Annotated in this window: 12 protein-coding genes; 4 read left to right on the top strand and 8 right to left on the bottom strand. The window is 73.8% G+C overall.

The genetic code is table 11. The annotated features are described in order from the left end of the window. The first annotated feature begins 238 nt into the window (after positions 1 to 238). Complete coding sequence (locus ABZ479_RS25885) at positions 239 to 952, top strand: M23 family metallopeptidase (protein ID WP_500463766.1); 714 nt, start codon at positions 239 to 241, stop codon at positions 950 to 952. On the opposite strand, the gene ABZ479_RS25890 is transcribed toward ABZ479_RS25885, so the two are convergent. After that, positions 934 to 1,518 (bottom strand): TetR/AcrR family transcriptional regulator, encoded by a 585-nt coding sequence (locus tag ABZ479_RS25890; RefSeq protein WP_500463767.1) that lies wholly within the window; start codon positions 1,516 to 1,518, stop codon positions 934 to 936. The two genes, ABZ479_RS25885 and ABZ479_RS25890, sit on opposite strands and share 19 nt — an antisense overlap. A gap of 127 nt (positions 1,519 to 1,645) precedes the next feature. Between ABZ479_RS25890 and ABZ479_RS25895 the strand changes: the two genes are divergently transcribed. Then, positions 1,646 to 3,190, top strand: coding sequence for an MDR family MFS transporter (locus ABZ479_RS25895; RefSeq protein WP_500463768.1), 1,545 nt, complete (start codon positions 1,646 to 1,648; stop codon positions 3,188 to 3,190). 114 nt (positions 3,191 to 3,304) lie between these two features. Here ABZ479_RS25895 and ABZ479_RS25900 read toward each other — a convergent pair whose 3' ends face one another. The 5 genes from ABZ479_RS25900 to ABZ479_RS25920 form a co-directional block, all read right to left on the bottom strand. Beyond that, a complete protein-coding gene (locus ABZ479_RS25900; protein ID WP_500463778.1) occupies positions 3,305 to 4,534 on the bottom strand; it encodes a sensor histidine kinase in 1,230 nt (409 codons plus the stop codon). Between the two features lie 58 nt (positions 4,535 to 4,592). Further along, entirely contained in the window at positions 4,593 to 5,276 is a 684-nt protein-coding gene (cseB, locus tag ABZ479_RS25905) for a two-component system response regulator CseB (RefSeq protein WP_500463769.1), read from the bottom strand. Beyond that, entirely contained in the window at positions 5,269 to 5,973 is a 705-nt protein-coding gene (locus tag ABZ479_RS25910; protein ID WP_500463770.1) for a hypothetical protein, read from the bottom strand. Before ABZ479_RS25910 ends, cseB begins: the two co-directional genes overlap by 8 nt. Further along, positions 5,958 to 6,527 (bottom strand): SigE family RNA polymerase sigma factor, encoded by a 570-nt coding sequence (locus tag ABZ479_RS25915; protein WP_500463771.1) that lies wholly within the window; start codon positions 6,525 to 6,527, stop codon positions 5,958 to 5,960. Before ABZ479_RS25915 ends, ABZ479_RS25910 begins: the two co-directional genes overlap by 16 nt. A gap of 143 nt (positions 6,528 to 6,670) precedes the next feature. Next, entirely contained in the window at positions 6,671 to 7,558 is an 888-nt protein-coding gene (locus ABZ479_RS25920; RefSeq protein ID WP_500463772.1) for an HhH-GPD family protein, read from the bottom strand. Between the two features lie 171 nt (positions 7,559 to 7,729). Between ABZ479_RS25920 and ABZ479_RS25925 the strand changes: the two genes are divergently transcribed. Continuing rightward, positions 7,730 to 8,575 (top strand): hypothetical protein, encoded by an 846-nt coding sequence (locus tag ABZ479_RS25925; RefSeq protein ID WP_500463773.1) that lies wholly within the window; start codon positions 7,730 to 7,732, stop codon positions 8,573 to 8,575. Positions 8,576 to 8,649: 74 nt separating this feature from the next. On the opposite strand, the gene disA is transcribed toward ABZ479_RS25925, so the two are convergent. Both disA and radA read right to left on the bottom strand, forming a co-directional pair. Beyond that, a complete protein-coding gene (disA, locus tag ABZ479_RS25930) occupies positions 8,650 to 9,780 on the bottom strand; it encodes a DNA integrity scanning diadenylate cyclase DisA (protein ID WP_499610862.1) in 1,131 nt (376 codons plus the stop codon). A 66-nt stretch (positions 9,781 to 9,846) separates the two neighbouring features. Further along, the gene (gene radA / locus ABZ479_RS25935) at positions 9,847 to 11,235 is read right to left on the bottom strand and encodes a DNA repair protein RadA (RefSeq protein ID WP_500463774.1); all 1,389 of its coding nucleotides are present in this window, start codon (positions 11,233 to 11,235) and stop codon (positions 9,847 to 9,849) included. A 215-nt stretch (positions 11,236 to 11,450) separates the two neighbouring features. On the opposite strand from radA, the gene ABZ479_RS25940 reads away from it, so the two are divergent. After that, a partial coding sequence (locus ABZ479_RS25940; RefSeq protein WP_500463775.1) for an RNA polymerase sigma factor occupies positions 11,451 to 12,948 on the top strand: 1,498 nt, incomplete at its 3' end.

Here is a 12,948-nt window from a genome sequence, read left to right on the forward strand (position 1 = left end):
GCAATTCCCTTTGGTCCCGGGGCCGGTGACGTGACCCACGTGACCTGGGCCACGTACGAATCACCTTAGGGGACGGGGCCCGTGCCGCAGGCGGCCGAGCGGGGTCTGCCGGGCGCCGGCTACGAAAGAAGGCAGTAGACGGGGGGGTTTGTCCTGGGCCGGAATGCCGGGTTACCAAGGGATCGCGGCGAACACGTCGCAAAAGTCTTGTCCGGCTATTTCCGCGAGGTAATTCCGAATGCGCATGCCCAAGATCTCGAACTCCGTCTTCCGTGGCCGTCGTACCGTCGTCACCGCCGGTGTGTGCGCCTCGCTGGCACTCGGTGCGGCAGGCACGGCCATGGCGGAGACGCAGAGCGAGAGCCTGCTGGGCCTCGGCGCCGCCGGGAAGCTGGCGGACGTCACCCGGGCGCAGGCCGACGTGCAGCAGCGCGCCGCCCAGGCCGTGAAGGCCGACCGCCACGCGCACGCCGAGCTGCACTGGAAGCACCAGAACCACCTGTCGCGGTCCGCGAAGAGCGCCCCGCAGCAGCAGCAGAGCAGCAACAGCGGCTGGTCGGTGCCGGTCAAGAAGTACGCGCTGTCCGCCGGTTACATGCAGGACGGCGCCCGCTGGGCGCACAAGCACTCCGGCCAGGACTTCGCCGTGCCGATCGGCACCGACGTCCACGCCGTGAGCTCCGGCACCGTCGTCGAGGCCGGCTGGGGCGGCGCCTACGGCAACAACATCGTGATCCGCCACGCCAACGGCATGTACTCGCAGTACGGCCACCTGTCCGCGATGCAGGTGCGCGTCGGCCAGCACGTCGGCGAGGGCCAGCAGATCGCGCTGTCCGGCAACACCGGCAACAGCACCGGCCCCCACCTGCACCTCGAGATCCGCACGACCCCGTACTACGGCTCGTCCGTCAACCCGCTGCCCTACCTCCGGGCTCACGGCGTGTCGGTCTGACCCCCGTAGGTCCTGGCGATCAACTCCTGGGCGACCTCGAGGACGGCGGCACGCTTGTCCTCGGGGTCGCCCTCGAGGTTCTGCATGGCGAACATCCCGGCGTGCATCGCGAAGACCGCGGTGATCGAGCGCACCTGGTCGGTCAGCGGCGCGTCCGGGTCCTTGAGCAGGGAGTGGACCGCGAGCAGCTTCGTCTTGAAGGTCTCACCGATGCTGAGGTCGCGGACGCTGGCCTGGTTCTCCTGCACGAAGCGGAACAGCGGGCCCGCGCTCCACAGCGCGTCCGAGTAGCGGCGCAGCACCTCGCACTTGGTCTCCAGGGTGCGGGGCTGCTCGTTGGCCCAGGCGATCAGCTCGTCGACCGGTGAGGCCAGGTCCTCGACGATGCTGTTGAGGATGTCCTCCTTGGTCTTGAAGTGGTAGTACAACGCCGCCTTGGTCACGTCCAGGTGCTCGGCGATCTCGCGCAGGGACGTCTTCTCGTATCCCTGCTCGGCGAAGAGCTCCAGCGCGACGTCCTGGATGCGGCGTCGCGTATCACCTCTGCGTGCGTGGGGCGTTGCCATGGGCGCACTTTAACTTACTTGACGCCCGGCTAGTAAGCCGCATACTGTCAGGGTGCCCCAGGCAACTAGCCGGGCGGCAGGTAAGCAACCTCAAGTCAAGACAGAGAAACAAGTAGGGGAGCTTGTGATGGCGGACACCGCCGAGACCCCGCAGCGCAGTGTGCGCGTGGTGTTGTTCGGGCTCATGATCGCGATGCTGCTCGCGATGCTGGACAACATGATCATCGGCACCGCGATGCCCACCATCGTGGGCGAACTGGGCGGCCTGGAGCACCTGTCGTGGGTGGTCACCGCCTACACGCTCGCCACCGCCGCATCGACGCCCGTCTGGGGCAAGCTCGGCGACCTGTACGGCCGCAAGGGCATCTTCATGTCGTCGATCGTGATCTTCCTGATCGGATCGGCGCTGTCCGGCATGGCGCAGGACATGGGCCAGCTGATCGCCTTCCGCGCCGTCCAGGGCCTGGGCGCCGGCGGTCTGATAGTCGGCGTGATGGCGATCATCGGTGACCTGATCCCGCCGCGGGAGCGCGGCAAGTACCAGGGCATGATGGCCGGCGTCATGGCGGTCGCCATGATCGGCGGCCCGCTCGTCGGCGGCTACATCACCGACAACTGGGGCTGGCGCTGGAGCTTCTACATCAACCTCCCGCTCGGTGTCGTCGCCCTCTTCATGATCTCGGCGGTGCTGCACCTGCCGAAGAAGACCATCAAGACCAGCATCGACTACCTGGGCACGGTGCTGCTGACCGTCGGCATCACCTCGCTCGTCCTGCTCACCACCTGGGGCGGCAACCAGTACGAGTGGGGCTCGCCCCAGATCCTGGGCCTGCTGGTGCTCGGCGTGGCCGCGCTGGCCGCCTTCCTCTACGTCGAGACCCGCGTCGCCGAGCCGGTCATCCCGCTGCACATCTTCCACAGCCGCAACTTCTCGCTGATCTCGGTGATCGGCTTCCTGGTCGGCTTCGTGATGTTCGGCGCGATGACCTTCCTGCCGCTGTTCCAGCAGACCGTCCAGGGCGCCTCGGCGACCAACTCCGGTCTCCTGCTGCTGCCGCTGCTGCTGTCGATGATGGTCGTCTCGCTCATAGCCGGCCGGGTCACCACCCAGACCGGCAAGTACAAGATCTTCCCGATCGTCGGCGGCGGCCTGATGACCGTCGGCCTCTACCTGCTGTCGACGATGGACACCGGCACCACCCGCTTCGTCTCCGGCCTGTGGATGGCCGTGCTCGGCGCGGGCATGGGCTTCCTGATGCAGATCACCATGCTCATCGCCCAGAACAGCGTCGAGATGAAGGACATGGGCGTCGGCTCCTCGTCCTCCACCCTCTTCCGGACGATCGGCGGTTCCTTCGGCGTCGCCCTCTTCGGCGCGATCTTCACCCACCAGGTGCAGAACACGATGACGGACCGCCTCGGCGACGCCGCCGCGGGTGCCGCCTCCGGCGCCGCCCAGCTGGACCCGGCGGGCCTGGCCAGGCTGGCTCCGCCGGTCAAGGACGCCTACCTGCACGCCGTCGCGGGCGGCACGCACCACGTGTTCCTGTGGGGCGCCGCCGTCAGCGTCATCGGCTTCCTGCTCGCCTTCTTCGTCAAGGAGATCCCGCTGCGCTCGGCGCCCACCGTGCCCAGCACGGAGGAGGCGGTCGCCGCGGTCGAGGTGGTCTGAGCCGCCGGCCCACCCCGCCCCACCCGCTGCCGATGCCCGCCCGCAGGTCTTCCGACCCGCGTGCGGGCATCGTGCGTACGCGGGGTCGCGCGCCTGCCCGGGCGCGTCGCGCGGCTACTCCCTCGGCAGCAGCAGCCGGGCGACCGCGCCGCCGCCGTCCGCCACGGGCACGTTGCGGAAGGTGAGGCGGGCGCCCAGGACGCGGGTCTGGCCGGTGGCGATGGTCAGGCCCAGTCCGTGGCCGCTGCCGGCCCGGTCGCTGCTGCCCGTGCGGAAGCGGCTCGGGCCGTCGCGGAGCAGGTCGTCGGGGAAGCCCGGGCCGTGGTCGCGGACCTCCACGTACGGGCCGTCGACGGTGACCTCGATCGGCGGCCGGCCGTGCCGCGCGGCGTTCGCCAGCAGGTTGCCGAGGACCCGCTCCAGCCGGCGCGGATCGGTGCGGACGACGGCGTCCCCGCGTACGGTCACGGTCGCCTCGGGCGCCGCCGCCGCGACCCTGCGCCGCACGAAGTCGCCCAGCGCCACGTCCTGCAGGTCGGCCTGCTCGGCGGCGCCGTCCAGCCGGGCGACCTCCAGCACGTCCTCCACGAGCGTGCGCAGCGCCTGCGCGCGGTCCCTGACCAGTTCCGAGGGGCGCCCCGGCGGCAGCAGTTCGGCCGCCGTGACCAGCCCCGTCACCGGGGTGCGCAGCTCGTGGGCGATGTCGGCGGTGACCCGGCGCTCGGCCTCCAGCCGGCCGGCCAGGGCGTCCGCCATGGCGTCCACGGCCCGCGCCAGCTCGTCCGTCTCGTCCCGGACCCGGCCGCCGATCGCGTCGCGCACCCGTACGTTCGTCTCCCCGTCGGCCACCCGGCCCGCCGCCTCGGCGGCCTTGCGCAGCCGCCGCGACAGCTGCCCGCCGATGAGCACGCCCAGCGCCGTACCGCCCACCACGACCGCCGAGGAGCCGATGACCAGCGCCTGGTCCAGGTCCTCCAGGACCGCGAAGCCGTCGGTGAAGGTCGTCTTCAGCGACAGGATCTTGCCGTCCTTCACCGGCGTCGCGGCCCACACCACCGGCGCGCCACCGGAGTTGTCGACGTAGGTGGCCCGCTTGCCCTCGCGGGCCAGCCGCTTCAGCGAGGCCGGCAGGTCCGGGTCGTTGAGCCGGGCTCCGAAGAGGCTCCCCAGCCGCCCGGTGGACTCGTAGATCCGCTGGACGAACCGCACCCGCTCGTCCTGCACGTCCCGGGAGCTGTCGATCATGCTGGCCCGGGCCGCGTTGTGCACCACCAGGCTCAGCACCAGCGCGACCAGCGCCGAGACCACGGCGATCGCCACGCAGACCTTCCAGCGCAACCCGATCTCGGGCAGCGGGCGGCCCTTGTTCGCGGCGGGCCTGCCGGGACGTGCGGTCACCGCGTCAGCCCCTGAGCTTGTAGCCGAAGCCGCGCACCGTCTCGATGCGCTCCTGCCCGACCTTCGCCCGCAGCCGCTGCACATGGACGTCCACGACCCGGGTGTCGCCGCCCCAGTCGTAGTCCCAGACCCGCTCCAGCAGCCGGTCCCTCGACAGCACGGTTCCCGGCGCCGCCGAGAACTCCAGCAGCAGCCGCATCTCCGTGGGGGTCAGCGCGATCCGCTCGCCGGCCCGCCGCACCTCCATCCCCTCCGGGTCCACCTCCAGGTCCCCGAAGGTCAGCACCCCCGCCCCGGCCGCGGGACCGTCCACCGCGGCCACCCGGAACCGCCGCAGCACCGCCCGCATGCGGGCGGTCAGCACGGCCCCGTCGAACGGCTTGGTCACGTAGTCGTCGGCGCCGGCCTCCAGGCCCAGGACGACGTCGATGGCGTCCGCCCGCGCCGAGAGCATGATCACCGGCACCGTGGACTCGTCCCGGATGCGCCGGCACAGGCTCACCCCGTCCAGGCCCGGCACCATCACGTCCAGCAGCGCCAGGTCCGGCTGCCGCGCGCGGAACGCCGCCAGCCCGGCCAGGCCGTCCTGCACGGCCGTCACCTCGAAGCCGTCCCGCTCCAGCGCCAGCGTGGTCGCCTCGCGGATGACGTCGTCGTCCTCGACGAACAGGACGTACGTCTCAGCCATGCGGAGCGCTCCCGGTGGTGCCGTCGTCCGTCCCGTAGTCGCGGTGGGAGAAGGAGACCTCCTCGAAGCGGGAGCCGTTCCACCGGTACGTGGTCACGTCCTCGCCCGAGGGGTTGGAGACCGCGTCCTGCGGCGCGTACACCTGGTGGGTCACCTTCAGGACGCCGCCGCTGACCTCGGCGAAGACGGGGGGCTGCTCGTCGGTGAAGACGTTGACGTACGCGCCGCCCACCCGCCGGTAGACGTAGCTGCCGATGCCCACGCTGTCCGCGCAGGTCGAGACGTTCACCACCAGGTCCGTGCCCTGCCCGCCGGTCAGCCGCGCGGCGCGGCGGTCCACCGGGTAGGGCTCCGCGGCGGCCACCGGACGGGCCTCGGTGACCGCGGACTGCGCGGGGCAGGCCGCCAGGCCGTCCCGGATGTCCCGGGCCACCTTCGGGTCGTGCCGCACCATGTGCACCACGTCCGCGGCGGCCTTCGCGTCCAGCGCCCGCGGGTCCGCGGAGCGCCCGGCGTCCAGCGGGTGGGCGTCCGCGGCGGGCGGCGACGCGGAGGGGGACGGCGGGGCGGGGGAGGCGACCGAGGCGGTGCCCTCCTCGCGCACACCCCCGGCGTCGCGGCAGCTGGTCACGGCGACGAGCGCCCCGCACACCGCGACAGCGGCGGCGGCACCCACCGGGACTACGCTGCGGCGCACACGCCCTCCGTCCTGCCCGTGGCGGGCTCCACGGGCCTCCCGTATCCGTTGCTCTGCCGCTCCAGCTCGGCGCGCAGCCGCGCCAGCGCCCGGTGCAGCGTGCTCTTCACGGTACCCACCGACATGCCCAGCGCGTGCGCCGTCTCCTCCGTGCTGAGCTGCCGGTAGTGGCGCAGCAGCACCACCTGGCGCTGCTTGGGGGCCAGCATGCCGAGGGCGTCCAGCAGCATCGCCCGGTCCGCCCGCTGCTCGGTGCCGTCGTCGACGGAGCCCTCCGGCAGCTCGGGGGTGGGCACCTCCTCCAGCCGGCGGGCGCGCCACCACTCCGTGCGGGTGTTGATCATCACCCGGCGCATGTAGGCGTCGGCCAGGTTCTTGTCGGCGATGTCGCCCCAGCGCGGGTAGGTGCGCGCCAGCGCCGTCTGGACGAGGTCCTGGGCGTCGATCGGGTCCGGCACGAGCCGGCGGGCGCTGCGCAGCAGCGCCTCCTGCCGGTTCCGCACGTACTCCTCGAAGTCCATGACCGGGGCTGTCCCCTGGGCGTTCGCCGCCATGGCGTCCCTCCGTCCGGCGCGCTCGATTACGACCCGGCCGACGCTACGGAGCGGATGTCCGGCTTTGGCGACCGCCGCCGCACAGCGGACCCACAGCCACCCATCGGTTGTGTAACGACGCGGCCGCCGCGGAGGCGCGGCCCTCAGCCGGGCAGCCGGTACAGACCGTCCCGCAGGGGTTCCACCAGGCCGTCGGCGACCAGGCCGTCCAGGGCCCGGGCACGCTGGACGGGCTCGTGCCACACGGCGTCCAGCGCGGCCTGCGGCACCGGCTCCGTGGCCTCCCGCAGCACGGCCAGCAGCCTGCCCCGGACCTGGCGGTCGGTGCCGGCGTACGTCTGGCCGCGGCGCGGCGGGCCGTCGTGCGCGGGGGAGCCGGCCAGCCGCCAGGCGCACTGCCCGGCGATCGGGCAGCGCACGCACTCGGGGCCGCGGGCGGTGCAGATCAGCGCCCCCAGTTCCATCGTGGCCGCGGCCCAGCGGGCGGCGGTGGCCTCGTCGGCGGGGAGCATCCGGTGGGCGACCCGGCGCTCGGCGGCGGTCGTGGCGTTCGGCGGGTACTCCACACCGGTCACGGCACGCGCGAACACCCGGCGCACATTGGTGTCCAGCACCGCGTGCCGCTGCCCGTACGCGAAGGAGGCCACCGCGGCGGCCGTGTACTCCCCGACCCCCGGGAGGGCCAGCAACTCGGCGTGCTCCGTGGGTACTTCGCCGCCGTGCAGCTGGGCGATCGCGGTCGCCGCGGCGTGCAGCCGCAGCGCCCGGCGGGGATAGCCCAGCCGGCCCCAGGCGCGCACCGCCTCGCCGGCGGCCTCCGCGGCGAGGCCGCCCGGGGTGGGCCAGCGCTCCAGCCACTGCCCGTACACCGGCAGGACCCGGCTGACCGGGGTCTGCTGCAGCATGAACTCGCTGACCATGACGCCCCACGCGCCCGCCTCGGGGCGCCGCCACGGCAGGTCCCGGGCGTGGTCGTCGAACCAGTCGATCACGGGCGAGTGCAGCGGGTGGTGGTCGCGGTCGTCGTTCATAGCGCCTTCGATCCTACGTCCCCGGGGGCGCCGCGGCGGGCAGCGCGAACGGGTGAGGGAGTTCCCCGGAACGGAGGGGAGATCTGCTGATCAATCACACAAGTTGCCAGCGTGCCGCGCGTGCCTTGGTCCGATTCATGGGAAACCGCATAAGGTTTGCGCGTGGGCTCTATGCGCAATCCCGTAGGACCTCTCCCGTCCTCCATCTACTGGCGGCGACGGGCGGTTGTGCTGCTCCTGCTCGCGCTGCTCACCGTCCTGGCCGTATGGGCCGTCAATTCCCGTGACGGCGGGGGGAACAGCGCCAACGGGCCGGACGGCCGCACGCCGGCGCCGTCCATCACCCCCGGTCCGTCCGCGAGCGGTCCGCTCAACAGCTCCCGCCCGGGCGGTTCGGTCGGTGGCGGGGGAGGCGACGACGGCGGTGACGCCTCGGACGGCGGCGCGGACGGCGGTACCGGCGACTCCGGTGCCACGGACGGCGGTTCGCAGGGCGCCGCCGCGGGCGCGGGCGACGGCGGCGCGGACTCCGGTGCCTCGGGCGCCGCGGGGACGGGCGGCTCCGGCGGCAGCAGCGGGAACGGCGGCGGCGGCGGGCAGTTGCCCGCGGGCTCCTCGCTGCCGGACTGCGGTCCGGGTGTCTCGTTGAGCGTGCGCAGCACCGACAACGCCTACGAGCCCGGTGAGCGGCCCCGGTTCACGCTGACCGCGACCAACCCCACCGCAACCGCCTGCAAGCTGGACTTCGGCCCGGAGTCCGCGGTGCTGTCCATCACCGACGTGGGCGACCACCACGTGTGGGCCAGCGACGACTGCCCCAGGAGCCGGGCGGCGTACCTGCTCCAGGTCCCGGCGGGCGGTTCGACCTCGTACGACGTCGAGTGGGACCGCCGGACGAGCTCCCCGCAGTGCGCCACGCCCAAGACCCGCACCGCCCCTTACGGCACCTACCTGCTCGAGGTGAAGCTGCCGGGCCGCTCCGCCAAGCAGACGTCCTTCGTCCTGAAGAACGTTTAAGGAGCCCCGGCCGGGCCGGGACGCTCCGGACACCCTGGACGCCGCGGCTCCGGGGCCCGGGGTCCCTCGGGGTCTCAGACGTAGCGCTCCAGGATCGAGGACTCCGCGAGGCGCGACAGGCCCTCGCGGACGGAGCGGGCCCGGGCCTCGCCGACACCGTCGACGGTCTGCAGGTCGTCCACGCTCGCGGCGAGCAGCTTCTGCAGCCCGCCGAAGTGCTCGACCAGCCGCTCCACGATCGTGTTGGGCAGCCGGGGCACCTTCGCCAGCAGCCGGTACCCGCGCGGCGACACCGCCGAGTCCAGCGCTTCCGGGGAGCCCGCGTAGCCCAGCGCCCTCGCCACGGTGGGGAGTTCGAGCAGTTCGCCCTGGGGCAGCGAGTCCAGCTCGGCGAGCGCCTCGGCGACCGTGCGGCTGCGCTTGGCGGTCGGCTCCGGCACGTAGTCGCGGACGACCAGCTCGCGCTCGGGCTCGACGCCCGCGATCAGCTCGTCCAGCTGCAGGGAGAGCAGCCGGCCGTCGGTGCCCAGCTCGACCACGTACTCCGCGATCTCCGTGGCGATCCGGCGCACCATCTCCAGGCGCTGCGCGACCGCCGTGACGTCCCGGACGGTGACCAGGTCCTCGATCTCCAGGGCGGAGAGCGTGCCGGCGACCTCGTCCAGGCGCAGCTTGTAGCGCTCCAGCGTGGCCAGCGCCTGGTTGGCGCGGGAGAGGATGGCCGCCGAGTCCTCCAGGACGCGGCGCTGCCCGCCCACGTACAGGGCGATCAGCCGCATCGACTGGCTGACGGACACCACGGGGAAGCCGGTCTGGATGGAGACCCGCTGCGCGGTGCGGTGGCGGGTGCCGGTCTCCTCGGTGGGGATGGCCGCGTCCGGCACCAGCTGGACCCCGGCCCGCACGATCTTGGTGATGTCCCGGTCGAGGATGAGGGCGCCGTCGAGCTTGCACAGCTCGCGCAGCCTGGTGGCGCTGAACTCGACGTCCAGCACGAAACCGCCGGTGCACAGCGATTCGACGGTCTTGTCCATGCCCAGCACGATGAGGCCGCCGGTGTTGCCGCGCAGAACCCGCTCGAGGCCGTCCCGAAGGCCCGTGCCGGGGGCGACGGCGCTCAGGGAGGCGCGCATCAGGCCCTCACCGCCGGAGCCCTCGCGACCCCAGGCCTTGCCGGGAGCTGCCGCCCGGTCGTTGGCTGCCACTGCTCTCCTCCGGTCGTACGGATGCCCGGATGGGCGAGACCAGGGCAAAGTTTACCGTCGGAAGGGTCAGGGACGTGGGGCCCTCTTGGGCAGGACGCGCAGGGCGTCCCCTATGTCCGTCACCTCCGTCACCTTCATCCCCGGCGGGATCTTCCCCGGGTCCGGCGGCACGAGGGCGTGGGTGAAGCCCAGCCGGGCCGCCTCCGCGAGCCTGCGCTGCACGCCGGTGACCCTCCTGACCTCGCCCGCCAGGCCCACCTCACCCACCGCGACCAGGTTCTTCGGCAGCGGCGTGTCGATCGCCGCGCTGGCCAGGGCGAGCGCCACCGCCAGGTCGGCGGCCGGCTCCCCGAGCTTCACGCCGCCGACGGTGGCCGTGTAGATGTCCTGCTTGCCGATCGACTTGATCCGGCCCCGCTGCTCCAGCACCGCGAGCATCATCGACACCCGGGAGTTCTCCAGGCCGGAGGTCGTACGGCGCGGAGAGGGGATCTGGGTGTCGACGGTCAGCGCCTGCACCTCGGCGACCAGCGGGCGCTTGCCCTCCAGGGTCACCGTCAGGCACGTGCCGGGGACGGGCTCGTCGCGCCGGGTCAGGAAGAGACCGGACGGGTCGGCCAGGCCCGTGATGCCCTCGTCGTGCAGCTCGAAGCAGCCGACCTCGTCGGTGGCGCCGTAGCGGTTCTTGATGCCCCGGATCAGGCGGAGGCGGGCGTGCCGGTCGCCCTCGAAGGACAGCACCACGTCCACCAGGTGCTCCAGGAGGCGGGGACCCGCGATCGCCCCGTCCTTGGTGACGTGGCCGACGAGCAGCGTCGACATGCCGCGCTCCTTCGACGCGCGGATCAGGGCGCCCGCGACCTCGCGCACCTGGGCCATGCCGCCGGGGGCGCCGTCGATCTCCGGGGAGGCGACGGTCTGCACCGAGTCCAGGACCAGCAGGGACGGCTTCACGTCGTCGAGGTGGCCGAGCACGGCCGACAGGTCCGTCTCGGCGGCCAGGAAGAGGTGGTCGGAGAGCGCCCCGATGCGGTCGGCGCGGAGCCTGACCTGCGAGGCGGACTCCTCGCCCGTCACGTACAGCGTCCGGGCCTGCGGGCCGGCGGCCTTCGCCGCCACGTCCAGCAGGAGGGTCGACTTGCCCACGCCGGGCTCGCCGGCGAGCAGCACCACGGCCCCGGGCACCAGCCCGCCGCCCAGGACCCGGTCCAGCTCCGGCACGCCCGTGCCGCGCGCGGTGGCCTGGCGCCCGTCCACCTGGCCGATCGGCTTGGCGGGCGTGGTCACCCGGCCCGCCGCGGTCGTCCGCACCGGCGACGCGCCGCCGTACTCCTCGACCGTCCCCCACGCCTGGCACTCGCCGCAGCGGCCGAGCCACTTGGCCGTCGTCCAGCCGCACTCCGTGCAGCGGTACGACGGACGGTCCTTGGAAGCGGGGCGGGTACGGGCAGCCATGTGCCGCACGCTATCGGGTGCCACCGACAACGCGGCGCCGCCCCGGGCGCGGACGTCTGCCGTCCGCGCCGGAAAAGGCTCGCGCACCTGGCCGGAGGGGTCACCCGGGGGAGTGAGCGGCGTGTGCTCTTTCGGGCGGGATCACCACCCATTTGGATTAAAGCCCGCCGTGATGCCTGAGGGCGTACGGGTCGTGGTCCTACCGTCACGGAGTGATGAGCAGCAGGTCTGACACACCCTCCCAGACAACCGGCGCGCACCGCCGACACCGCGCGCCGGTCCAGCGTGGCCGCTCCGCGCCGGGGGCCACCGGGTCCCCGGCGCGGCGGCGGCCGCGCCCGCAGGGGACCCTGCCCGCGCAGCCGCCGGCCCACTACGAGCCGTACCTGGACGGGCTGTTCACCTACTGCCTCTCGGTGCTGTGCGAGCACGACTCCGCCGCCGCCGCCCTCGGCGACGTGCTGGCCGTGGCCGAGCGCCAGCGCGCCCGGCTGCGCGACCCGGAGCTGCGCAGGCCCTGGCTGTACGCGCTGGCCCGCTGGGCCTGCCTGCGCACCCTGGCCGAGGGCCGCCCGGTGTCGGTGCAGGCCTCCGCGGACGTCGCCGCCCGCAGGCGCGGCGAACTGGCGGCACTGGCCTGGCCCGAGGCGGCCGGCACCACCCCCGAGCAGCGCGAGGCGCTGGAACTCGCCGTCCGGCACCAGCTGGCCCCGCACGAGGTGGCCCTGGTCGTCGGACGGGAGCCGGACGCGACGCGGGCGCTGCTCGCCCAGGCGGCCTGCGAGGTGGAGCGCACCCGGGCGGCCCTCGCCGTGGTCGAGCTCGGCAACTGTGCGGCCGTCGCCCGGCTCGCCGGTGACGCCCGGGTGCTGCTGGGCTCGGCGCTCCGCCGCGAGCTGGTGACCCACGTCGACGTCTGCCCGCACTGCCGGGTCACGGCCGAGCGCGCCGTGGCGACGGGCCCCTGGCCGGGCCTGGCCACCACCGCCGCCACGGCCGTGCTGTCGACGGTCGAGGCACCCCGCTCCGCCGCGTACGCCGCCCTGCTGCACGCCATGCGGGGCGGCGTCGGCCGCGCCCGCCAGGGCACCCCGCGCTTCGACCGGCACGGCTTCCCGATGGACCTCAAGGAACGGATGGCGCGGCGGGCCCGGATGCGGCACCGCGCGGTGACCTCCACGGTCGTCGCGGCCGTCGTCGCGGCGCCGGTGCTGGCGCTGTGGGCGGCGTACCACGGCGCGCCGCTGGCCCCCGAGCACAAGGGGGAAGGTTCCTTCAGCGCCGGCGAGGGCCTCGACGGCGTGCAGTACGAGAAGGCGGGCGTCGCGGGCGCGGCCGACGCGCGCGGGCGGTCCAACCGCGGCCAGGGCCGGCTGTCGGTCTCCGTCGTCTCCGCCGCCCCCTCGGCGTCCGCCGCCGCCTCCGCCCCGGCGGGGGCCCGCGGCTCCGCCTCGCCGTCCGGCGACCTCGCGGACGGCGAGGACCGCTCGGCGCCCCGCCCGGGCCGGCTGCTGGTGCAGGCCCGCTCGCGCGGTCACGTCACCGTCGTCACCCTCACCGCCGAGGGCGCGGCACCGGTGCGCTGGCGGGCGGCCACCTCCGAGCCGTGGGGGGGGGGGGGGGGGGGGGCGCGCCCCCCCGGCCCGCCCCCCCCCCCCCCCCCCCGGGGCGGGCGGGCGCTCCCGCCTCACCGCCCGCGGCCTGGCGCGGCCG

The organism is Streptomyces sp. NPDC005722 (assembly GCF_040630935.1).
Lineage (GTDB): Bacteria > Actinomycetota > Actinomycetes > Streptomycetales > Streptomycetaceae > Actinacidiphila.